This is a genomic window from Sphingomonas oligophenolica (genome assembly GCF_006438955.1).
Classification (GTDB): Bacteria; Pseudomonadota; Alphaproteobacteria; order Sphingomonadales; family Sphingomonadaceae; genus Sphingomonas; species Sphingomonas oligophenolica_A.
Window position 1 is genome coordinate 1 of the sequence record NZ_RCZK01000021.1, and the last position, 20,706, is coordinate 20,706.

At 60.1% G+C, this 20,706-nt stretch carries 15 protein-coding genes and 3 pseudogenes; 8 read left to right on the forward strand and 10 right to left on the reverse strand.

Annotated features, from left to right (window positions below; all coding sequences use genetic code 11):
• Nucleotides 1-283 precede the first annotated feature (283 nt).
• Together EAH84_RS14825 and EAH84_RS14830 are read right to left on the reverse strand one after the other, a co-directional pair.
• Nucleotides 284-1,255 (reverse strand): annotated as a pseudogene (locus tag EAH84_RS14825) (IS110 family transposase); the annotation flags it as partial.
• Between the two features lie 24 nt (nucleotides 1,256-1,279).
• A pseudogene (locus EAH84_RS14830) lies at nucleotides 1,280-1,611 on the reverse strand (IS110 family transposase); the annotation flags it as partial.
• Nucleotides 1,612-1,771: 160 nt separating this feature from the next.
• On the opposite strand from EAH84_RS14830, the gene EAH84_RS14835 reads away from it, so the two are divergent.
• Nucleotides 1,772-2,212, forward strand: a complete 441-nt coding sequence (locus tag EAH84_RS14835) for a YidH family protein (RefSeq protein WP_140872764.1) — start codon at nucleotides 1,772-1,774, stop codon at nucleotides 2,210-2,212.
• 497 nt (nucleotides 2,213-2,709) lie between these two features.
• On the forward strand, nucleotides 2,710-2,976 hold the full coding sequence (locus EAH84_RS14840; protein WP_140872765.1) for a hypothetical protein: 267 nt from the start codon (nucleotides 2,710-2,712) through the stop codon (nucleotides 2,974-2,976).
• A gap of 429 nt (nucleotides 2,977-3,405) precedes the next feature.
• Here EAH84_RS14840 and EAH84_RS14845 read toward each other — a convergent pair whose 3' ends face one another.
• From EAH84_RS14845 to EAH84_RS14860, 4 genes are all read right to left on the reverse strand, one after another.
• A complete protein-coding gene (locus EAH84_RS14845; RefSeq protein WP_241656640.1) occupies nucleotides 3,406-4,557 on the reverse strand; it encodes a D-alanyl-D-alanine carboxypeptidase family protein in 1,152 nt (383 codons plus the stop codon).
• Between the two features lie 176 nt (nucleotides 4,558-4,733).
• A complete protein-coding gene (locus tag EAH84_RS14850) occupies nucleotides 4,734-5,132 on the reverse strand; it encodes a hypothetical protein (RefSeq protein ID WP_241656641.1) in 399 nt (132 codons plus the stop codon).
• 315 nt (nucleotides 5,133-5,447) lie between these two features.
• Nucleotides 5,448-6,560, reverse strand: coding sequence for a S1C family serine protease (locus tag EAH84_RS14855; RefSeq protein ID WP_140872767.1), 1,113 nt, complete (start codon nucleotides 6,558-6,560; stop codon nucleotides 5,448-5,450).
• Nucleotides 6,561-6,660: 100 nt separating this feature from the next.
• The gene (locus EAH84_RS14860) at nucleotides 6,661-8,403 is read right to left on the reverse strand and encodes a chloride channel protein (RefSeq protein ID WP_140872768.1); all 1,743 of its coding nucleotides are present in this window, start codon (nucleotides 8,401-8,403) and stop codon (nucleotides 6,661-6,663) included.
• A gap of 210 nt (nucleotides 8,404-8,613) precedes the next feature.
• Here EAH84_RS14860 and EAH84_RS14865 point away from each other — a divergent pair, with 210 nt between their 5' ends.
• Entirely contained in the window at nucleotides 8,614-9,753 is a 1,140-nt protein-coding gene (locus EAH84_RS14865; RefSeq protein ID WP_140872769.1) for a S1C family serine protease, read from the forward strand.
• Here EAH84_RS14865 and EAH84_RS14870 read toward each other — a convergent pair.
• The 3 genes from EAH84_RS14870 to EAH84_RS14880 all read right to left on the reverse strand — a co-directional run bounded on the left by EAH84_RS14870 (nucleotide 9,704) and on the right by EAH84_RS14880 (nucleotide 14,728).
• On the reverse strand, nucleotides 9,704-10,954 hold the full coding sequence (locus tag EAH84_RS14870; protein ID WP_140872770.1) for an SLC13 family permease: 1,251 nt from the start codon (nucleotides 10,952-10,954) through the stop codon (nucleotides 9,704-9,706). The genes EAH84_RS14865 and EAH84_RS14870 overlap by 50 nt on opposite strands.
• Nucleotides 10,955-11,186: 232 nt before the next feature.
• Nucleotides 11,187-12,188 carry a serine hydrolase gene (locus EAH84_RS14875; RefSeq protein ID WP_140872771.1) on the reverse strand — a complete coding sequence of 334 codons (1,002 nt, stop codon included), beginning with the start codon at nucleotides 12,186-12,188 and terminating at the stop codon, nucleotides 11,187-11,189.
• Nucleotides 12,189-12,826: 638 nt separating this feature from the next.
• The gene (locus EAH84_RS14880; RefSeq protein WP_140872772.1) at nucleotides 12,827-14,728 is read right to left on the reverse strand and encodes a DUF4118 domain-containing protein; all 1,902 of its coding nucleotides are present in this window, start codon (nucleotides 14,726-14,728) and stop codon (nucleotides 12,827-12,829) included.
• 140 nt (nucleotides 14,729-14,868) lie between these two features.
• Here EAH84_RS14880 and EAH84_RS14885 point away from each other — a divergent pair, with 140 nt between their 5' ends.
• The 5 genes from EAH84_RS14885 to EAH84_RS16460 all read left to right on the forward strand — a co-directional run bounded on the left by EAH84_RS14885 (nucleotide 14,869) and on the right by EAH84_RS16460 (nucleotide 19,598).
• The gene (locus EAH84_RS14885; RefSeq protein ID WP_140872773.1) at nucleotides 14,869-15,042 is read left to right on the forward strand and encodes a DUF1328 domain-containing protein; all 174 of its coding nucleotides are present in this window, start codon (nucleotides 14,869-14,871) and stop codon (nucleotides 15,040-15,042) included.
• 504 nt (nucleotides 15,043-15,546) lie between these two features.
• Entirely contained in the window at nucleotides 15,547-16,512 is a 966-nt protein-coding gene (locus tag EAH84_RS14890; RefSeq protein ID WP_140872774.1) for a cation diffusion facilitator family transporter, read from the forward strand.
• Nucleotides 16,512-17,750, forward strand: coding sequence for a mechanosensitive ion channel family protein (locus tag EAH84_RS14895; protein ID WP_140872779.1), 1,239 nt, complete (start codon nucleotides 16,512-16,514; stop codon nucleotides 17,748-17,750). Before EAH84_RS14890 ends, EAH84_RS14895 begins: the two co-directional genes overlap by 1 nt.
• A 155-nt stretch (nucleotides 17,751-17,905) precedes the next feature.
• Nucleotides 17,906-18,088: a CsbD family protein gene (locus EAH84_RS14900; protein WP_140872775.1), complete on the forward strand. Its 183-nt coding sequence runs from the start codon at nucleotides 17,906-17,908 to the stop codon at nucleotides 18,086-18,088.
• 136 nt (nucleotides 18,089-18,224) lie between these two features.
• Complete coding sequence (locus EAH84_RS16460) at nucleotides 18,225-19,598, forward strand: DUF2254 family protein (protein ID WP_161978421.1); 1,374 nt, start codon at nucleotides 18,225-18,227, stop codon at nucleotides 19,596-19,598.
• A gap of 814 nt (nucleotides 19,599-20,412) precedes the next feature.
• On the opposite strand, the pseudogene EAH84_RS14915 reads toward EAH84_RS16460, so the two are convergent.
• Nucleotides 20,413-20,706, reverse strand: a pseudogene (locus tag EAH84_RS14915) (transposase); the annotation flags it as partial.

Below are 20,706 nucleotides of genomic sequence, written 5' to 3' on the forward strand. Positions count from 1 at the left end.
CCGCTTAACGATCGGTGCATTTGGTTTTCTGTGGACGCCCCTCGGGAAGCAAGCAAAATCTGGAGATGCATTGCGCTTGGTCGGATGCTGTCATCTGTCCGGCCTTTGGAGCAGCGTTCGATGCTGCAGGCCTGCATGGGAGTTCGCGGATCGGATCCAGATCAGACAGACGTGCTCGAGGCACAAAACCAAATCCTGGTTTACCAATCCCGTCTCACCGACTGTGCGCCATGCCCTCCTTCGACCACTTGCCGCCCTACGACGACCTCTGATGACCCGTGGCTTACACCGCGGGCACCGGAGCTCTGTAATCCTCACCTCTCATCAGCACGGCCCAGACGATCCGTGCCGTCTTGTTCGCTTGTGCCACACTGACCAGCATGCGCGGCTTGCGCGCTAACATGCCGGCCAGCCACGAACCTTGAGGGGCACCGCGCCGGCTGGCATGCTGGACCACCGCGCTGGCGCCAATGATCAATAGGCGCCGCAGGGTACGGTCTCCCATCTTCGAGATCCGTCCGAGTCTGGGTTTGCCGCCAGTCGAGTTCTGTCGCGGCGTGAGGCCTAGCCAAGCCGCGAAGTCCCGCCCCTTCCGAAATGTCTCTGCTGCGGGCGCCAGCGCCGCGATGGCCGTGGCCGCGATCGGTCCGATCCCGGGTATGGTCATCAACCTGCGCGCGACCGCATCCTCACGCGCTCGCCYGGCGATCTCTTTGTCGAGCTCGGCAATCCGTTGGTCCAGACCCTCCAGCACGCCGAGCATCATCCGGAACATGTCGCGCGCCGCTGGCGGGAGCGAAGCGCCAACCTCACCCTCCACCAAGCCGCCGAGCATCGACACCCAGCTGGGACCGCGGGGAGCGACCCAGCCATACTCCGCCATGTGCCCGCGGATCGCGTTGATCATCTGGGTACGCTGCCTGACCAGGAGATCACGGGTGCGGAATACGAGCGCCGAAGCCTGTTGCTCCTCGCTCTTCACCGCCACAAACCGCATGTTCGGCCGCCCTGCCGCTTCACTGATCGCCTCGGCATCCGCAGCATCGTTCTTCTGGCGCTTCACAAATGGCTTCACGTAGGTGGGCGGGATCAGCCGAACTGCATGACCGATACGGGTCAACTCGCGCGCCCAGTGATGTGCCCCTGCGCACGCCTCCATCGCCACCAGGCAAGGAGGCTGACCGACGAAAAACTCCAGAACCTTGCCGCGCGTGATCCGCCGGCTGAACACNCACGGGTGCGGAATACGAGCGCCGAAGCCTGTTGCTCCTCGCTCTTCACCGCCACAAACCGCATGTTCGGCCGCCCTGCCGCTTCACTGATCGCCTCGGCATCCGCAGCATCGTTCTTCTGGCGCTTCACAAATGGCTTCACGTAGGTGGGCGGGATCAGCCGAACTGCATGACCGATACGGGTCAACTCGCGCGCCCAGTGATGTGCCCCTGCGCACGCCTCCATCGCCACCAGGCAAGGAGGCTGACCGACGAAAAACTCCAGAACCTTGCCGCGCGTGATCCGCCGGCTGAACACCTGCTGCCCTGTCGCATCCGCGCCATGCGCGTGAAAAACGCTCTTCGCGATGTCCAACCCGATTGTGCAAACTTCTCCCACGGACGCCTCCTGCTCATAGGTGATCGACACACCTACTTTGGCACAAAATGCCGTCGCGGGGCGTCCACCCCATCAGACAGCGCCCGCTCGCGGCACCGACGAGTCGACGCGCAGCAAGATAACGCTCGACCGAGCGCCAGGAATTTGTGATCAGTCGCGTATGACAGACAGCCGCCGAGCGGAACGCGCGCACGCCGAACTGGCGGAGAGTGCGAGCGAATTGAAGGAAAGCGCGGTCCTGCAGACCGACAGTGCAGATCGGCGATCGCAACTCGCCGCCGACCGCACCATTTTTGCCGCGGAACGCACCTATGCCGCATGGGTGCGAACCGGCCTTTCGGCGCTCGTAGCCGGCGTGGGGGCGAAAGCGCTGCTGGAAAACGTGGTCGATCCACGTCTCGCTGGCGCCACCGCCTCGCTGCTGATCCTGTTCAGCGCCTTCTGCTTTATGGCCGGCGTCTGGCGCGAGCTCGATCCCGGGGCGCCACCGCCTATGCCGGATGTTCGGCGCCTCCCGCCCGCGCTGTTGATCGGCATCAATGGCAGTCTGGCGCTGACCGCCCTCGCGGCGCTGGTCGGTATATGGGTCGTTCCCGGCTGAACCCTGCTCTGCGATCGTGCACGGACGCCGGTTTTCAGCTCCGCGGCGTCTTGGCGATGAAGGGGGCAGCAGGGCTTCGCGTATTGCGCGGCATCGTGACCCTTCACGCCGGTGCCGCCAGAGTCTTGGCCGAACGTCAAAAGTGTGGATAATCGTCGAAGCGGGGCCCTATCAGCTTGCAGCTTAACTATATGAAAACGGAGAATAATATGAATTTTTAGGGATTCCCGATCGGCGCTGATCGGGACCCCTCTGCTCTCATATTCTTTTGACTTTACGGTCTGTTACCTTGGGTTTGGCGAGGGTCCCGCTTCCACGCTTATTTACACTTAGCGGCACAACGGCGCGCCTGGAACCAGCCCCGGTGCGCCGGCTAGATTGACCATCTTCGCGCGCAATTACATACGACACCAGGGATAGCTGGTGCGCGCTCGGTGTGGAGGCTCTCTCCGGCCGCGGCGCCTTCCAAGAGGACTTTCGACGCAGTGTATACTTCCATGATCATGGTTTGCGTCCTCGGCTTTTTGGGAGGCCTCTCCTGGCGACTTGTTTTCGACCAGCGGCGGAAGCGGCTGAGGGATAGCTCCGCACTGAAAGTAGGCGAGACGGTCGTTGAGCAAGCGCTGCTGGTTCACACGCACAAGCAGTTCGTGGGGGAGGAAACCTCAATGTCGCGCACTGTGGAATTCACCCTCCGCGGCGTGGGAAAGTTCCAGGTCGAAGTCTCGAAGGTCAGCCAGTCCGAACAACGCGAAGACAGCTAAAGTCAAGCGGGAGCCGAAGTAAACGCCGCTCAAGGCGCGAACTGGCGAGGCTTGCCCGAACTTCAGACTAGGCCACGAGTTCGGGCAAAGAGTGGGCCGTTTTGGACCCGCTTCAGCCCGAACGACCCAGAAACCGGTTTGACAATACCAGGCCACCATTCGCCTCGCCCGCGGATATGATCCGCAGGAGGATCAGAAGCACTGCGCCAGCTAATTCCGGGACTAAACACCTAATGACCGTTTCGTGACGATCGGTTCGACGAAAGTGATCGCGGTGCCATCAATTTTGTCCGTCGCGGTTCTACCTTTGATCGGAGAAGGGGGGCCGGATTCTTCCCGATAGATACTGTCGGCAACCGACTTTGGCGGCCACCATTAAAGTATGCGCGCTCGGAGGTTTTAGCATACAATGCTCGCCCGATGCTCCCGTCAGCCTGCGAACATCGACAAAAATCCAGCTTTCACCCGATCAAAAAATCCTGCTGTTCCGACATTTGCTTCAGCTACCAACGGAAGTACTTGCGGCGGGGTGAACCCGGTAGAAACCACTAGATCGGCAACATGAGCTCCAGCCACGATTGGTGCCTTCAGTGGTCCATCATATACTATTTTTGCGTTCAAAACCGGCTCGGATCCGGCTGGCACTGTCACGCTGAGATCGCGCGGCGCGACAAGCCCGACTGACTGCTTATCGCCCAGCTGGACCTGGGCGTACCCGACTTCCTTGGCTTGCTTGACGACCATTTTACGAGTCCAGGCGCGAAACCCCCATTCCATGAAATTGACAGAATCTGACACGCGCTCATTCCATGAGTTCATGCCCGCCAGTACCATGACCAGTCGGCGTCCCTGCTGATCGGCAGACCCAGTAAAGCCGTAGCCGGCTTCCTCTGTGTGACCAGTCTTCAGACCATCTGCACCGCTAACCCGGCCCAGTAGCGGATCTCTGTTAGCTTGTGTAATCGCCGCACCAGCCGCAGTTGCTCCCCACGTGAAATTGGGCTTTGAGTAATATTGCTTGTAGAGCGACGGAAACGTTACGATGGTAGATGATGCTAGTTTTGCCAAATCGCGCGCAGTAACGTAAGTGGCGTCGTTATCCGGCCAGCCGTTCGAGGTGCCAAAGTGCGAACCCGTTAGTCCTAGTCTGCTAGCGCGATCGTTCATCAATGAGACGAAAGCTGGCTCTGTCCCCGCAATGCCTTCGGCGAGCACGACGCACGCATCATTTCCAGATAGCGTGATGATCCCGTAAATCAGATCGCGTACACTTACTCGCTCCCCGGCTGACAGAAACATAGTGGATCCCTGACCATGCCACTTTTGCCACGTTTCTGGCCGAACCGTCATCACATCGTCGGGCTTCAACTGACCCTTTTTGATCATATCGAATGCAACGTACACGGTCATCATTTTCGCCAGCGATGCGGGCGGCATAGGCGTGTCAGCGTTCTTTTGGTAAAGGATCAAGCCAGATGAAAGATCTTCCATGATGGCAAAGCGCGCCGCCGTATCGAATGTTGGCACGTTCCCCGAGCTCGGCGTTGCCAGAACAACTATGCCCGCGCCGATAAAGAACATAACCCTTCGCATGTGGAGTGGCTTTCATTTTAACACGCAGGATATTAGACGCATATCCTCATAAAGGAGGCCCGGACAGGCCTAGATCCAAAAGAGCCGAGATTTGTCTGCCGGTATACTGGTTTTGAAAAATATCCAATATCTACGCGCAATTCTAGTCATTAATAACATCTATATCACGACCGACAAGTCAGCTCCATTTTCCCCGGCTTCGTTAGCTTGATCGTTGCAGTATCTCCCACAAGGCTCCAGCCGCCCTCAGCAACAAATGGGTCGCCAGATACGGCAGCCCTTAATATTATCCGAGGCCCCGTCGCTCCTGACCGCACGAACACCTTCTTGTCACCGCTAAAGAAAGTGACCTTGACTAGGCTATTATCCTTGCAGCGAAACACCTGCTCCGCCTTGATCGCGGCCGGTAATTCGACCGGAGCAGCGTTGGCAAGCTGCTTAGCCATCGGATCCGGATTGGTGTCCACAACTTCGGGTGATGATTGACCGTTGCAGGCGGCAAGCGCGACAAGGGCGACAAGCACAAAAGACAGGCGTGTTTGCATTTGGTCCACTTCGCGCATCTGCCACGCGGGGTCAATATCCGGCGGCTGCTCGAGCGCGTGTGCTCCTGTGAAAACTCCCCGAGTCCGGCGCCTGCGTCCTTTTGCCCGTCAACTAAGCAACATATGCACCCTTGCCCGACGACGCGATAACCTGCCGCTGAGTGCGAACATGATCAGACCGGCCGATATTTTTTCCGATGGCGCCACATATCTGATCAGAGAATGCAATGAAGCGATTGGCATTCCGCTGGCGTCAGCAAGCGGCGCAGATGATACTAGGGAAGCGTGCAGCAAAGACCGGCGAGGTGCAGTCCTGACGTCGCTTGCTCGATTTTATCGAGGCTTAGTCTCTTCCAACGTCAGGACGAGCCTCCCAGATTTTCTGACCACATCCAGTGACACCTTTTGGTTTTCGGCGTCTAGCGCCCGAGCGAGCTCCGATGCGCCCGATACTGGCGTACTATTAACCGCAAGAATTACATCCCCGGCCCGCAGGCCCGCTATGTCGGCGGAAGAACCTTGCTCGATAAGAGAAACGACTGCGCCGCGTTGTCGATCCGCGCCGATCCGTGCCGCAAGATTAGGGGTCAGGTCATCCGCCACGATACCGAATTGGTTCTCGGTGGGTTTTCCGCTGCGTAGCAACTGGCTCACAATTCGCTGGGCCGTCCCTGCGGGAAGGATCGAATTCGCCTCATCGGGAGAAGGGTCCTGCAATTCACCGCCTGCGATCCCCATGACAGCGCCATCCAGGTTGAACAGGGGAGCGCCAGCCATCGAGGGATCGAGCGAAGGCTGCAAGCGAACAAAGGTGCGCAGTGTCGCGCCCTCGGCAAGCGAGTCCCCGCTTACGGTGCCGACAGTAGCTGTGCAGCCGCTTCCATTCGGCGAAGCGATGGCAACGGACCAGTCCCCCACTCTCGGGAAACTAGGTCCGGCAAAGCTCAGAAATGAAAGTCCTGACGCCTCGATCTTTAGCAGGGAAAGGCCGGACACCGGATCGCTCCCCATCCTCATTGCGTCCAGAACCCGCCCGTCGTTCAGCAGGATGTGGATTGTGCCCACGGCACCAAGTCGATCACCGTTGGCGACCACATAGCCATCGGCGGAAACGAGGAAGCCGACCGATCGCTGCGGACCGCCATCGACGACCGGTTGCGCCGTTTTCCTGTGCTGAACGACAACGGCGGCAGCGTTCGATGTAGCCCCCTCCGCTTCCTGCTCAATTGCCACGATCGCCGGACATTTCTGCTGGACGAGATCGGCGACGGACTGAATCGCGGGGACGAACCCCGCAGCATTCATGGCTGGTGCAACGACACGTCGCTCGACTTTTACCACGCGCGGCCAAAAAATCGCGCCGATAATCGCCCCGGCAACCAGAAGCGTAAGGGCGACTAGGCTCGCTGCTGTGACCTGGGCAGCCGAAATGCGATCGAGATTCAAGGGCGGGATATCCTCACTTTTTACTGCGGGCGAATTATTTCGGGCTAGCGGTGAATATCCCCCGAGCGTTCACGCCGACTGATGTCCCGGCTCACCCCACCTAACTTTCCCCGAACAGCTCGCGCAGCGCCTTTTCCATTTCGGCGACATAGCGCCGGCGGACATATTTTTCGCCTACAATCCCGAGAACCTGCTGGCTCGCGTCTACCACGACCAGATCGTCGGCCTCATAATCCTCGAAGGCTTTCATGACGGCAACGATATCCTGATCGGGTTTAAGCATGCTATCCTGGAGTGTTGCGAGAGACGCAACAGACGCTGTCACATCAACATCGGCGGCAAACGCGGCCGGCGTTGGCACCAAACCGGCATAGCTACCCTCGCGCGCGGTGAGCACCACCCGGCTGACAGCCCCGAGCGGGAACCGTCGCCGAAATTCTTCCACGCTGGTCGATTGCTCGACGGTCGGAAGGCCGGAGCGCATCATCCGACCGGCGGTGAGGCTCTTCACCCAGCCGACGTCGCGCGCGCTGCGGATATTTTCGCCGCGCGTGTGAAGACGCCAGGTTGAGAAGGAAAACCCGAACTTTTCCCGCACCAGCGTGCTGGCACACAAGGCAGCGGTAATCGCGGTACCGGTCAGCGCGAAATCATGGGTAGACTCTAAAATGAGCATCGACATCGTCATAGGCCCGCCGACCACCGATACAGCGAGCGCCGCCATGCCGACCAGTGCAGCGTCGGTGGGATCGATCTGAACGAAGCCCGGAACCAAGGCGAACAACCCGGCATAAATCTGCCCCAAAAGGGAGCCAAGAAACAATGACGCGAAAAACAGACCGCCGCGAAATCCAAATCCCAGCGAAATCGCCGAAGCCGACATTTTCAGGAAAAGAATGGTGGCGAGAAAGCCGAGGCTGATCTGCACCGTCAGGTCAAGATGGAGCGCGCCATGCCCGGCTGAAAGCGCCTGCGGGGAGTACCAGGCGATCGGTATCAGAAGGAGTCCTCCGATCACGGGCCGGACGGCATCCGGAATTGATGATCGACGAACCCGCGTCTCGATAACCGTCACCGTTCGCATCAGGAGGATGCCGACGACGGCGCACACCACGCCGAGCGCTGCGTAGATAAAATAATCGGTCGTAGTGATCGCGTGCGCGCTGGGCAGCGCAATCAGATATGCGGGCAAGCCGAATGCCCGGATCGTCAGGACAGCGGCGAGTGCCGCCGCGGCGACCGGCGCGATCGCAGCAGGCGTGTAGGCGCCGATGACGATCTCGAATGCATAAAATGCTCCGGTGAGGGGAGCACCGAACGCCGCTCCCACCGCCGCCCCTGCCCCCGCGCCAACGAGAATGCGCATGTCTGCGCGTCGCAGTCGTAACCATTGCCCGAGAATCGAGGCCCATCCGCCACCCATTTGCGCATACGCTGCTTCGAGACCGACCGAAGCCCCCGTGCCGTTCGAAATAATCGTCTGCGCGGCAACGAGAACGCTGTCTTTGAAGGGGATCGCACCGCCGTGAAGTGCATTGGCCTCGACAACGTCGATTGGAGCATGCGCCCGTCGGCGCGTCGCGTAGGCGAGACCCGCCAGCAGTGCCCCGCCAATCGGCAGCGCCAGTAGACGGAGCGGCGGAATAGCCGATGACGCGCTCAGTCGATCGATCTCCGCACCGTAAAACATCTGCTGGATCAGATGCGCGATCCCGGCCTGTACGAGAGTCAGCGATCCAGCGCCGAGCCCGACGAGGATTGCGAGCACGATCAGCGCGGCCTCGCTCGAACGGAATTGCAGCCGAAGGGATTTCAGGAACGAGAAGGCGCGCGGTGTGGTCATCTTAATGGGCCTATCGCGTAAATTTCCCTGCTGACCAAGGTGTGTGTTGACGATAGGCATGTCGAGGGACGGAGTTGGCGGTGCATCCGGCCTCCCAATACAAAGCGACTGCCGTTAGGTAGAGTAGTGGCAGACGGCGGGAGAAGCGGATTGTCGGAACGGACGAGGCGATCGGCGACAATAACGGGTGCTGTCATCGCGCTCGTCGGGATGCTGGTCGCGGCGGGATATCTCGCCTCGACCCTTTGGCCCAAAGTGGTGGTGGTCGAGCGGAAGGCGGTTGATAATCCCCCAGGAGCGGTCGGGGCCAAGCCAGGCTTGCAGACCTTTGCCGATCTCGTGGTGCGCGTCTGCCCGGCGATCGTGCGGATCACCGCCGCGCCCGAGGCTACGAATACCGCCTCCGTCGAAGGGAAATCAGCCGCGACAACCCGCAAGTCCGGTGCAAGCGATGCGCTGGCTAACCCCATACCGCCAATATCCGCCACCGGGTTCCTGACGGCGGCCGACGGCAGCGTCGCGGCCGCCAGCCGGGCAATTGGCAGCGCGACTTCGCTCGTCGTCTCGCTTAACGACGGCCGCAGCTTCGCCGCGACGCGCCTCGGTGATGATCCATTAACCGGCATCGCACTTCTCAAGATCAAAGCGGACGGGCTTTCCTTCCTGCGCTTCGCCGGTTCGTCGTTTCCCCGGGCGGGCGAGCCGGTGGTTGCGGTGTCGTCACCCTCTGCGGATGGCTGCGTAGCCGACGTGAGCACGATCGCCGCCGATTCCATGATGGTCGGCGATGCGCGCGCAAATTATCTCGAACTTCGCCCCGATCTCGGCCGTTCGGGCGCTGGCGCGCCCGTGTTCAACGAACAGGGTCGCGTCATCGGTATTGCCGGGCTCGGTATGCAACCCGAGCAGGGCGCACCAGCGCGCTTCATACTTCCTGCGGGCATCGGCATACGACGGATTGACGCCATCCAGCGTGGGACGCTGGACTCCAGCCCACTGGGGATAATCGCGGACAATCTTACACCTGCGCTGGCCATGCGCTTCACAGACGAAGCCGATCAGCGTGGCGCATACATAGCCCTGGTGGTGCCTGGGTCCGTTGCTGCCGACGCCGGCGCGCGAGTCGGCGACGTCATTATCAGCATCGATGGCAAGGCCGTCGCTCGAAGCGTCGATATCGATGCCATGACATTCGGGGAAGGCGATGCGATATCGCTCGCATTGCTAAGGCGCGGTCAGCCATTGGAGCTCACGCTGCCTGCGTCGGAAAATAGCGGCGGCAATAGCGGCGCCCCGCCCGTCAGAACGGGAAAAAATACGGAATCGCGAACAACGCCGCGCTTGCCGTAAGCAGCGTCAACGGCAAGCCGACCTTGACGAAATCGCCGTAGCGATAGCCGCCGGCATGATAGACGATCGTGTTGGTCTGATAACCGAACGGGGTCAGGAACGACGCACTCGCGGCCATCATCACCGCCACCGCGAATGGTCGTGGATCGGCGCCCATGTCTTGCGCAATGCCGATCGCGATCGGGGTAATCAGCACGGCCGCACCCGCGTGCGACATGAACTCGGTTAGGATTAGCGTCGTCAGGTAGATGATGGCGAGCGCGGTCCACGGACCGAATCTTTCGGTAATCCCCGAGAGCAACTGCGCAGCCATCGCTCCGAGCCCCGTTCGATCGATTGCCGCGCCGATCACGAGCATTCCAGCGATCATCACCAGCAGCTGCGGCTTCACCGCTGCATAGGCCTCGTCGGGCGTGAGGATGCGCGCCGCGATCAACACGATTGCGCCCACGAACGCTGCAATCGCGATCGGTAGCCCGCCTACCGCGCCGCCAATCACCATCGCCAGTACCGCGAGCGTGACGAAGGCACGCACCGGATGAAACGGCAGCATCTCGCGCGGCACGGTCTCCTCCTCTTCGCCGCCTGCACTGACGGCAATCAGGCGTGGCGCGATCAATGCCAGATAGGGCGCACCAACTGCTGCCATGGCAAGGCCGACACCGCTCATCTCGAACAGGCTGAAGCCGTGCAGCCCCGCCTTGCGCACCATCTCATCAACCAGCAGGTTCGTTGACGAACCGATCAACGTGCAGGTGCCGCCCAAGATTGTCGCATAGGACAAGGGGATCAGCAGGCGGCGGATTGGCCAGCCCTGCCGGTGTGCGGTCTGCTGCAACACCGATGTGCCGAGTACCACCAACGGTGTGTTGTTCATGAAGCCCGACAGTGCGCCTGCTCCGCCGATCAGGACCGGCAGCGCACGTTTGCCAATACGTTCGACCAACCGCTCGGCCCAGGTGAACAGCACGCCGATCGCGCCGGTCAGGTGCAGCGCCTCGATCATCACGAACAACGAGGCAAGCGCGAGGATCGCAGGGCTGGCGAAGCTCGTCTGGACGTCGTCCACCTGCGCTATACCGAGCAGGCACAGAACGCCCGCACCGGTTAAGGTCACGAGGTCAGCGCGAACTTGCTCCGATGCCAGCGCCACGACGACCGCGACGAGTACCAACAACGTTGCGATCTGCGCCAAGCTCACGCTGGTCGGGTCTTTGCCATCGGTAACGGATTAAGGTCGTCCGCACCGGACCGCCAGCCGTATTGCGCAATTTGCTGCTGTTTAGCTGTCCAGACGGCTGAGTTCGATCCGAGCGGACGTAATCACGATGATGGTCTCGATAACACCTTATGACGTGTTACTGCACGTCGGGACGAATCGCACGCCTGACGACAACGACAATCAGTTCGCCCCGTGCGAAAGTTAATCCGGCCTAATGCGACGTGCCGACGACACGAATCACAGCTCTTGTAACATTTCCCATGAATCGCATTCTGGCGGGGATCGGACGCCGCGTACTCGCGATCATGACGGCGACGGCATAGTAGTGCCCATTCGGTGAGCGCAGGATACCGACATTGTTATAGCCTGTCGATAGACTGCCCAGATCCTGACCGGTCCCCGTCTTGTGCGCGAGCGTCCAGCCTGATCGAAGCCCTGATCGCAGTCTGAGCGGGCCGGTCTTGCTCGCGCGCATCCGCGACAGGAGGTATGCCGTGGAGCGCCGGCTCAATAGGGCGTTGCGATTCAGTAGGGCTAGACCAAGCGTCACGCCGTTCGCGGATGCCCCGTCATAGGGGGCGGCTAGATAGCGCGTCAGCGCGCGGCTGCGCGCCTCGTAGGTCATCTTCGATCGGGCCTGCAGAAATCCCCAACCACCCGCCCATTCCGGACGCCACGTCAGACCGGCGGTCTTTGCCTGCAAGATGCGTTCTCCAGGTCCGAAGCCGACATCTTTGATTCCCTTGCGCTGGAGCATCCGGCGGATCGCTGGCGGCCCCCCCACCTTCCAAAGCAGCACGTCATTGCAGGTGTTGTCGCTGTGCGTCATTGCGCCTTCGAGCAACTTGGCGATCGTCGTCCGATAACCGTTCTTGCCAACAAGCGGTCGGATCGGCTGATGAAAGACCGTGAGGTCCGAACGTCGCACTGTCACGGGATCAGCGAGTGATAGCGTTCCACGATCGATGGCCTCCATCACCGCGATGGCGACCCAAAGCTTGCTGACACTTTGCTGGGGAAAGAGCGTATCGCCATGATATGCGACAGCCCAACCCTCGTCGATGTCACGCACTGTGATAGCAACGCGGCCGTGGAAGACCGTGCCAAGCGCCTGGATCGCATTGAGAAGATCTGCTGGCGAATGAAGCCGCCCGATTTTCGGAACCATCGACGGACCTGCGACGGAAAGTGGCAGCGGCGAAGGCGCCGTCATCACAGGGGTCGCATGCCTGGGCGGTTCCATCCTCGGAACGCAACCCGCAACAGAAAAGCCAGCAACAAAGACTGCCGACGAAACCCGATTCAACAATGCAACGTGCAATCTACCACCAAACTTGCCAATCTACCTAGCCAGGATTCACGATCAATTCCAGAGCTATTAAAGGACCATTTCGGGTGAAAGCGGGGTCTTTTACGCAGATCCAGCCAACATCAAATACGCTAAGATCTAAAAAGCAGCATCTTCATGCTCAGTCGCGGAGCAGCGCCACGAGCAGAACGATGGCCAGCCCGATCGCGACCGCTGTGAAGATTAATGTCGTCCCCCAATGCGACGACTTGGCCGCAAGGGTGATTGCCCCCAAGAGTGCGAAAACAAGCGAAATTGGCCATGCGAAGTGTCTGGTCGAATTCATTGTTAGCCGGCAAAATTTACGGGCGATCCCGGTAGCAGCTGGATGGGCTGGAGGCAACCCGAGTGATAAGCGGCGTCTGAACGAATCACTTCACAGGTCAAACTTCCAATAACAAAGGGCGCAACGCTAATATTGTCATTTCGGCATACTGGAAGAGCTGAGATTTATCACAGGGCGACGATATTATTATTCATCTTCCCGTTTTACCATTCTGTTTTTAGATTATACTGCCTCGCCGGAGACCGTCTTCGAGCTTCAGGCGCTCGTGCGCCAGGGCAGCCTGAATGACGAGAGTGGCGAAAAGGACACTCCTGTCGGCGCTGATCGGGTTCCTTCCATCATCCCGTACGATACCGAGAACGGCCAAGGTCCCCAACGACGTTTTGAGAGGTTCGAACCGCCATTCGCCCGCGGCTAGCGTCATGGTCCCGCTGCCGGTCGCCTGACCTTCGTGCCAGCACCAATCGAGTGCGGCTTGGTCGATAGGGCCCCATTTTGCATCCGCGGGACAGCTGGCCGTAACAGCAAGGTCACCATCCTTCTCGCGCAGCATGACCGCCTGGACGTTGAGCTGGCTGGATATTTCACGGCATACACAGCGCGCGGTTTCTTCCCAGTCGGACGCGCGCGCCAATCCTTGTGCGAAGCTCACTAGACCGGCATTTTCCTGAGCGCTCCTGGCGCTGAGCGTGGCTCCGCCTCGCAGCTGCGCCGTGATCAGGTTGGTATAAACGGCTACCCCGCCAAGCACGGCGACCAGCACGACGTTTTGCGGTGCTGCCAGCTTCAACGACAATTCGGGCGCGAGCAGGAAGAAGTTCACGCAGAAAATCGACGCAATTGCGGCAACGAGCGCCGGCCCTATGCGGAACCGCGCCGCTGCGGCGATGACGGGAAGAAGGAACAGCAGGTTCAAGCCCCGAGCACCGGCGAGCACCCGCAATAACTCGGCTGTGGCAATGGTCGCCGCGACCATCGCGACCGCGTAAAGATAATGAACCGGAGGCGTTCCTGGCCGGCTGCCCTTGGCAAGGGGGACGGGCGGCGAGGACATTTCGGTTTCGTCGGACCCTTGCGACGGGACATGTAAAGAAAGGCCCCGATGACGCTCGAGCATGTCCGCGAGCAGGGAGCGGAAGAACATGCGCGCCAGACCGCGAGCAGACGAACCGCCCAGAACCAGGTGGGACGCGGGCGACGCGAGGAGATGATGGTCGATACCTTTGGCCACGCCGGTGGCGGGTACGGTGCTAATCGTTGCTCCCAGTTTTGCCGCCAGTCCAAGCGCGTCGGCCGCCCGCCGTCTTGCAGTGAGGTCGCGCTCTCCGCGCGGGGTTTCCACATGAATGGCGTGAAAGGGCGCGTGAAGCGCAGTGGCGAGCCGCTTTGCCGCGCGGATCAGCGCCGGCCCGTTCCTAGAGCCACTGACCGCGACGAGCACACGGTCCATTGCCTGTACCAAAGATCCCGGCGCGCCTTCTTGGTGGGCATCGATTTGGTGATCGATCGCCAGCGCAGCGCGACGCAGGGTGAGGACCCGAAGGCCGCTTGTAGCAGGCTGGCTTAGAACCCGTCCCTGCTCCGGCGACGTTGCGCTGTCGACCACTTCCAACTCCGCGGCATCAAACAGGGCATCGGGCACGGTTCGATCTACCGACGTGCCGGTGATGGCCTCAGCGACATCCTTCATGCTGGCGAGACTGGCCGCGTCCACGGTCGTGAAAACATCTATTCCAGCGGCGAGTAGGTCCTCCACGTCCTGCCAGCGACGTCGGTGCCGCGCGTTGGGAAGGTTGTCATGGGCAAGGTCTGTCACGGCGACAGCTGCGGGACACTTGGCCAGGAGTTCGTCGAGCTCCAGGTCTGGCTCACCCGCTTGCCCGTTCTGCTCCATTGTTCCAACGGTGACGTCCCTAGGTAGTGCCGTTTGGCGACGTGATTCCGGGCGAACTGCGACGACGACTTCCCTCCCGGCCTCTTGCAGAGCGTCCACGACTTGAAGCATCCGGTCTGTCACCGCGGGACCCGGACCGACACCGACGAAGAGCCGTAACCTGCCGCGTTTTTTGTTTGGCAAATGGTCCGCGCTGCCGCCGTCCGGTGTCGAGACTCCAGTCATAGCGTTTTGCGGTTCCTCTTTGGTACGTGCACACGGTGCAAATCAGTTCGACCGGAGCTTCAGGAGTAGAGATGGAACGCCTCGTAGCTCGCCACGTTGGCATATACACAACAGGCACCGTATCACGAAGGACACGAACCATGCTGAAATGGGCAGCAATTTTCGCCATCGCGGCACTCATACTGGGCGTATTGGGCTTTGGCGGTCTGGCGGGCGCAGCGTGGGGAATCGCCAAAATCCTATTCTGGATCGCGGTCGTGATCGCCGTCATTTTCCTCGTCCTCGGGCTCACAGTCTACAAGTCGATAACCTGACAAGGTTGGCCTCCAGGACCGGCGCGGCCACCCCCGCGAACTCAAGCGCCATCCATCGCGGCGAGATATTGGTTGCAAGCAGCGGCGCCAGCTCAGGCAGAACATATCGGCAGGCGACGCGCAAAGCGATCGCACCCAGCAGCAGCGCGCCGCCGAGGAACGCAGTGGCGGCGATCAGATCATGGGACGGCCGCGTTGCCTAGCTTTCCGGACAGGTTTGCCACCACGAACTACCCTCTACACGGTTTTTCGCTCATCGTCTGATCTACTTCCATGTAACCAAGAGGAGCTGAACGAACTCCACCGTAGATTGTCACCCGACGATACTGCGCGCCGGAGCACCATCACACGGTAAGGCACCATATGGCGAGCACACCTGCGTCCTCCGCCGGGACATCACACGATGCCCGACTTCTGTCTGACAAATTCCGAACGGTGGCCAGTCCTCGCGGTCACTCCTATTTCAAGCGTTAGTCGTGACATGTTAGAAAGTTGAAGCGAGCAATGGCCGTACACGATTCCAAGAAGGTGATTTATGTGGCGCTTGGCGGCAATGCCTTGATCGCCGCCGCCAAGTTCATCGCTGCATGGTTCACCGGATCGTCAGCGATGCTGTCCGAAGGCGTCCACTCGCTGGTCGATACTGGGAACCAGTTCCTGCTGCTGCACGGGATCAAACAGTCGACGAAGCCGCCTACCCCCGGTCACCCCTTCGGTTTCGGGTTGCGCCTCTATTTCTGGGCATTCGTGGTCGCAATCCTAATCTTTGGCCTGGGTGCCGGCATCTCGATCTATGAGGGCATACAGAAGATCCAGTGCCCGCACCCGATCGACAATGCCTGGATCAGCTATACCGTTCTGACGCTCGGGTTGCTCTTTGAAGGGGCGGTGTGGATCGTGGCGCTCCGCGCCTTTCGGATCGAGAAGGGAGATCGGGGCTGGTTCGAGGCGATTCGCCGCAGCGAGGACCCGACCGTCTTTACGGTACTCTTCGAGGACTCCGCTGCACTGCTCGGACTGTTCACGGCGCTGATCGGCATCTATCTGTCGCAGGCGCTCGAGCTACCTGTTTTGGACGGTGTTGCATCGGTCATCATCGGTCTAATTCTCGCCTCGACCGCTGCGTTTCTTGCGTATGAATGCCAGAGCCTGTTGACGGGCGAAGGGGTGTCCCAAACGGTCCGGGAGAGCATCCACGCCATCGCGGCGCGGGGTAGCGGCGTGGAACGGGTGAATGAGCTCCTGACGATGCATTTCGGTCCGCGAGACGTTCTGGTCACGCTCAGCCTCGACTTCATAGATCGCTTATCCGCCGAAAATGTCGAGATGACCGTCTCCAATATCGAGCGAGTCATCAAATCAGCGCATCCGGAGGTCACCCGCGTCTTCGTGGAGGCGCAGAGCTTCGAGGCACATCGTAGGAATGCCGCGCTCACGGCCTCGACCGCGAAGAGCGGAATGACGCCGTGATGCGGCTGCTCTGCTGGATCATACTTGCCTGCGCCCTGCTCATCGCCGTTCCCGCGGTCGCGCAAAGTGATGTCTCGACGGTCCGGCTGGACGGCAATGCGGTCTTCCAGGTCGGACCGGCCACCGATGGGGACGACGCGAGCACCCGCGCCCGCAGGATCGAGGCGCGGCTCGCAGGGCTGCTGCGCAATCTCAACGCATTGGCGCCGCCTGTTGCGCGCCAAGCTCCGAGTGGCTGGTCAGTGAGTGTATCGGGCATCCCGGTCGTGACAATCACCGATAGGGATGCCGAGGATAATGTCACGACCCAGCCAGCACTGGCTAAACGGTGGGCGCTCGCACTCGACCGATCGCTCACCAGGGCGCGGGAACGTCGGCTCAGCTGGGGAGGACGCTTCGGCGCGGAGACGAGGGCGTCGGCCGAGGCGGCGTTCGGTCGTCTGACCGAAGCCGTGTTCCGCATCATCCCCCGAGCCATCGCCGCGCTGGCGGTAATCCTGATCTTCTGGATGTTCGCTCGCGGGGTTCGCGCGCTTCTCCGGCTGATTTTCCGGCGCACGGTTGACGACGTGACGGTTGAGAGCCTGATCAAGCAGCTCACTTACTACGCCATCCTCGCGCTCGGCTTCTTCGTGGCCGTTGACGCGCTCGGCTTCGATCCAACAACGGTCGCGGCTGGACTCGGCCTGACTGGTATCGTGCTTGGCTTTGCGTTGAAGGATATCTTGTCCAATTTCGTCTCGGGCCTGCTGCTGCTCACCCTTCGGCCGTTCAAGATCGGCGATCAGATCGTGATCGGTGAACTCGAAGGCAGCGTTGAGCGGATCGAACTGCGCGCGACCCGTCTGCGTGCTTATGATGGCCGTGTCATGCTCGTCCCGAATGCCGAAGTGTTCACGTCCAGAATTGTCAACAACACCGCCGATCCCGTACGGCGCGGCAGCGTGGGCGTTTGGCTCGGTTACGACACCGATCTCCGCAAGGCGGTGACCGCGATTGAGACCGCCACCCGCGCGGCGAAAGGCGTGCTCGAAACGCCACCGCCCGTCGTTCGCCTTGATGAGCTGGGTGCGGACGATCTGTTTATCAAGGTGACGTTCTGGACCGACTCTCGCCGGGGGGACTTCAAGAATACCGGATCGGCAGTCCGCGCCGCGGTTCTGGAAGCGTTCAAATCAGCCGACGTGGCGCTTCCCAACCCCGACACACGGATCGTTACTCTTCGTTCCGAGCGCTGACCCGAAGCACGGGATCACATTTCGACGAGAAATACCGGGCAGGAATGCCGCGCCCTTGAGGGCTATCGCGGAACCCGATCGGCCGTGCCACGTTGGAAAATAGGCTACGGCGGCGATATCGCATCGTCGAAACTTTCAACTCCAGGAGAAAATAGATGGGTGAGTTTACCGATAAGGCAAAAGCTGCAGGTAACAAGGTTGCCGGTAACGTCAAGGAATCCATTGGCGATGCGACCGACAATCATGATCTCGAAGCCGAGGGCAAAGCTCAAAAGACTAAGGGCACGGCTCAGGACGTTTCGGGTACGGTTAAGGGAAAGCTCGGCGACGATATGTAGGCTTAATTTGTAAAAGCGATAGGAAAGGGTTGTCGTCGGAAGTAGACGGCAACCCTTTTTTTAGTCAGCAGAGCGGCTAACGTTAGGCATCGAGGTTGATCGCTTTGTAACAGCAGGTAGTTAGATATTGGCTGAAATGCAAAAAACGGGTCGCATTTTGGAACGGCTGCGCCGCTCCTTCTCGGACTTCCTCACGGTCCCGCTTCTGGTCGTTATCGGTTTTTTAGCACTGGCGTTCGCGGCTCACGCGATCGATGAGAGTGCCGGACCGCGCGATGACTGGGGTCCCATCTGGTCGTTGCTCGATCGCTACGTCGGCAACGTCGACTCCGCGACCGACCTGCTCGAAACGCTCGCAGGCAGCCTCATCACTGTCACGTCGATCACCTTTTCCATCCTGCTGCTCGCGGTCCAGCAAGGCGCGTCCTCACTCACGAGCCAGGTATTCGATCAGTATCTGCAACGCCGATCAAACCAGGCCTATTTCGGATTTTTCGTCGGCGCTTCGCTCTACACTGTTTTGATTTTGGTCCTGACGACCAGCGAGCACCGACCTGTGATCAGCGGCACCATCGCGATCATCATCGTCGCGGTTGCGTTGTGCGCTCTGGTCACCCTTATTTACACGACGGTTGACCAGACGCGGGCATCGAGCATCATTCAATCGATCGCCGTCGCGGCGCTCGGCACGCGTCGACGCCAGATCGATTGGCTAGCCAAAACCCAGCAGTCCCGCTCCAGGCCTGGAAATACTACGCCGATCCTAAGCCACGTGAATGGCTATTTGCGTCGAGTCGATATCGACGCACTGCTTCGCCTGACAACGAAAGACCCGTCCCTGTCGATCGAAATTCGGCCTTCGCTCGGTGACTACGTCCCGTTGCACGGTGTGTTGGCGCTTGTCCCTACGGGTTTGGCGCTGACGCCCGAAACCAAGACATGCATCCGACGCGCCCTGGTGGTCGAAGAGCAGCGTGACCTGGCGCAAGACGCGGCTTACGGCGTCAGCCAGTTGACGATCATCGGTTGGACTTCGACATCGACCGCGAAATCCAATCCGAGTGCCGCCAAAGCGTCGTGCCAGGCTTTGTTCGAGCTTCTCTGGCAGTGGTCGAATTCGGAGCAGCTGCTTCCGCAAAGATCATACGAAAGCCGCGTCTTCTATCCCGATAATGTCGCGGATCAGGTGTTCGACGGTTTTGAATCAATATTGATTGCTGCTTCTGAGTCGATGCAGCATCAAACGCTGGGCGAAGTATTACACGCGCTCACCGAGGGATTCCCACGCCTCCCGTTGACATGGAGGGATCGCGCGGAAGACATCTTCCTACTGTCCCTCGACGGGCTGGGCGATCATTTGCCAACGCGCCTTTTGTCTCGCCGTTACGAGAAAGTGGTCGCGGTCCTTAATGATGACGGTCGGTCCGATGGAGCGGCACTGGTGGCGAACGGATGGGAAAAATTCGCACAAACCAAGGGCAAGTTGCATTCGCGGGGCAGTCGGGACTGACTCGTCAAAGCGGGCATGACGAAGTTACTCTCGTTGAAGGAAATCCATCGTCCGTTGCCGTCGCCGCGCCAGCGCCAACCAACCTTCTCCCCCAGTGTTACGCAGATCAGTGGCAAGATGATCACGCCTGCATTGATGCCGATATAATAGACCTGAAAGGCGTCAGCGCGGCGATTGTTTTCAGGAGCGTAGAGCGCGCCTACCTGACTGGCGGGCACCGTCAAAGCAACGGGGCAGCCATTTTCCTATCTGGTTAGCCGTGCGATCTGGTCATCCAATTGCTCGTTCCGTTCTTTTTTAGTTCGCCCGTCGTTCTTGCCCTTCTCACGGTCCATCAAACGCTATTTGGCCAAAACTAACCAGCTTCTGGTTGGTTTGACAGTACCGATTGAAGGAGTCGAAATGTTTTTCCCGGGGCGGTCACGGCTCAAACCAGGCGAAGCGCTCGAATGCCTGTACTTACCTCACCGCGAGCGCCAATCCCGCGCAGCGGGTTCGTGCTGCGGCCCGATTGCAGACTTAATCAGGTCCGGTCCCTTCGAGTATGATGTCCGCGACTTCTCGCGGCTTGTCCCAGATCGAATAGTGGCCACTGCCTTTGATCCAGTGGAACGCGGCCTGAGGGAATGCGGCACGGGGCACTGTCAAAGCAACGGGGCAGCCATTTTCCTATCTGGTTACCCGTGCAATTTGGCCGTTCAATTACTTGTTTTGTTCTCGTTTAATCCGCCCCGCGTTCTCCCCCTCTGCCCGGTCCATGAGGCGTTATCGGACTAAAAATAACCAGATTCTGGTTAGTTTGACAGTACCTCGTGCTGCCATCCACGGCAAGCTCGCGGCCCGCGACCAGTCCGACTTCGGCGCATCGCGCGACCACCTGCTCGAACAGCAGGCGATACAGATCGCACGCGCGGAAGCGACCATGACGATTCTTCGAGAAGGTCGAGTGGTCGGGGACTGCGTCGCCGAGATCGAGGCGACAGAACCAGCGATAGGCAAGGTTGAGGTGCACCTCCTGGCACAGCCGACGCTCGGACCGAATGCCGAACAGGTAACCGACCAGCAGCATCCGCAGCATCAGCTCGGGGTCGATCGACGGCCGCCCGGC

Excerpts from the sequence above, each read along its gene's own strand:
- EAH84_RS16460 (WP_161978421.1), top strand. The coding sequence starts at position 18,225 with ATGCAAAAAACGGGTCGCATTTTGGAACGGCTGCGCCGCTCCTTCTCG.
- EAH84_RS14890 (WP_140872774.1), top strand. The coding sequence starts at position 15,547 with ATGGCCGTACACGATTCCAAGAAGGTGATTTATGTGGCGCTTGGCGGC.
- EAH84_RS14845 (WP_241656640.1), bottom strand. The coding sequence starts at position 4,557 with ATGTTCTTTATCGGCGCGGGCATAGTTGTTCTGGCAACGCCGAGCTCG.
- EAH84_RS14865 (WP_140872769.1), top strand. The coding sequence starts at position 8,614 with ATGCTGGTCGCGGCGGGATATCTCGCCTCGACCCTTTGGCCCAAAGTG.
- EAH84_RS14850 (WP_241656641.1), bottom strand. The coding sequence starts at position 5,132 with ATGCGCGAAGTGGACCAAATGCAAACACGCCTGTCTTTTGTGCTTGTC.
- EAH84_RS14900 (WP_140872775.1), top strand. The coding sequence starts at position 17,906 with ATGGGTGAGTTTACCGATAAGGCAAAAGCTGCAGGTAACAAGGTTGCC.
- EAH84_RS14895 (WP_140872779.1), top strand. The coding sequence starts at position 16,512 with ATGCGGCTGCTCTGCTGGATCATACTTGCCTGCGCCCTGCTCATCGCC.
- EAH84_RS14875 (WP_140872771.1), bottom strand. The coding sequence starts at position 12,188 with ATGACGGCGCCTTCGCCGCTGCCACTTTCCGTCGCAGGTCCGTCGATG.
- EAH84_RS14840 (WP_140872765.1), top strand. The coding sequence starts at position 2,710 with ATGATCATGGTTTGCGTCCTCGGCTTTTTGGGAGGCCTCTCCTGGCGA.
- EAH84_RS14880 (WP_140872772.1), bottom strand. The coding sequence starts at position 14,728 with ATGACTGGAGTCTCGACACCGGACGGCGGCAGCGCGGACCATTTGCCA.
- EAH84_RS14835 (WP_140872764.1), top strand. The coding sequence starts at position 1,772 with ATGACAGACAGCCGCCGAGCGGAACGCGCGCACGCCGAACTGGCGGAG.
- EAH84_RS14860 (WP_140872768.1), bottom strand. The coding sequence starts at position 8,403 with ATGACCACACCGCGCGCCTTCTCGTTCCTGAAATCCCTTCGGCTGCAA.
- EAH84_RS14885 (WP_140872773.1), top strand. The coding sequence starts at position 14,869 with ATGCTGAAATGGGCAGCAATTTTCGCCATCGCGGCACTCATACTGGGC.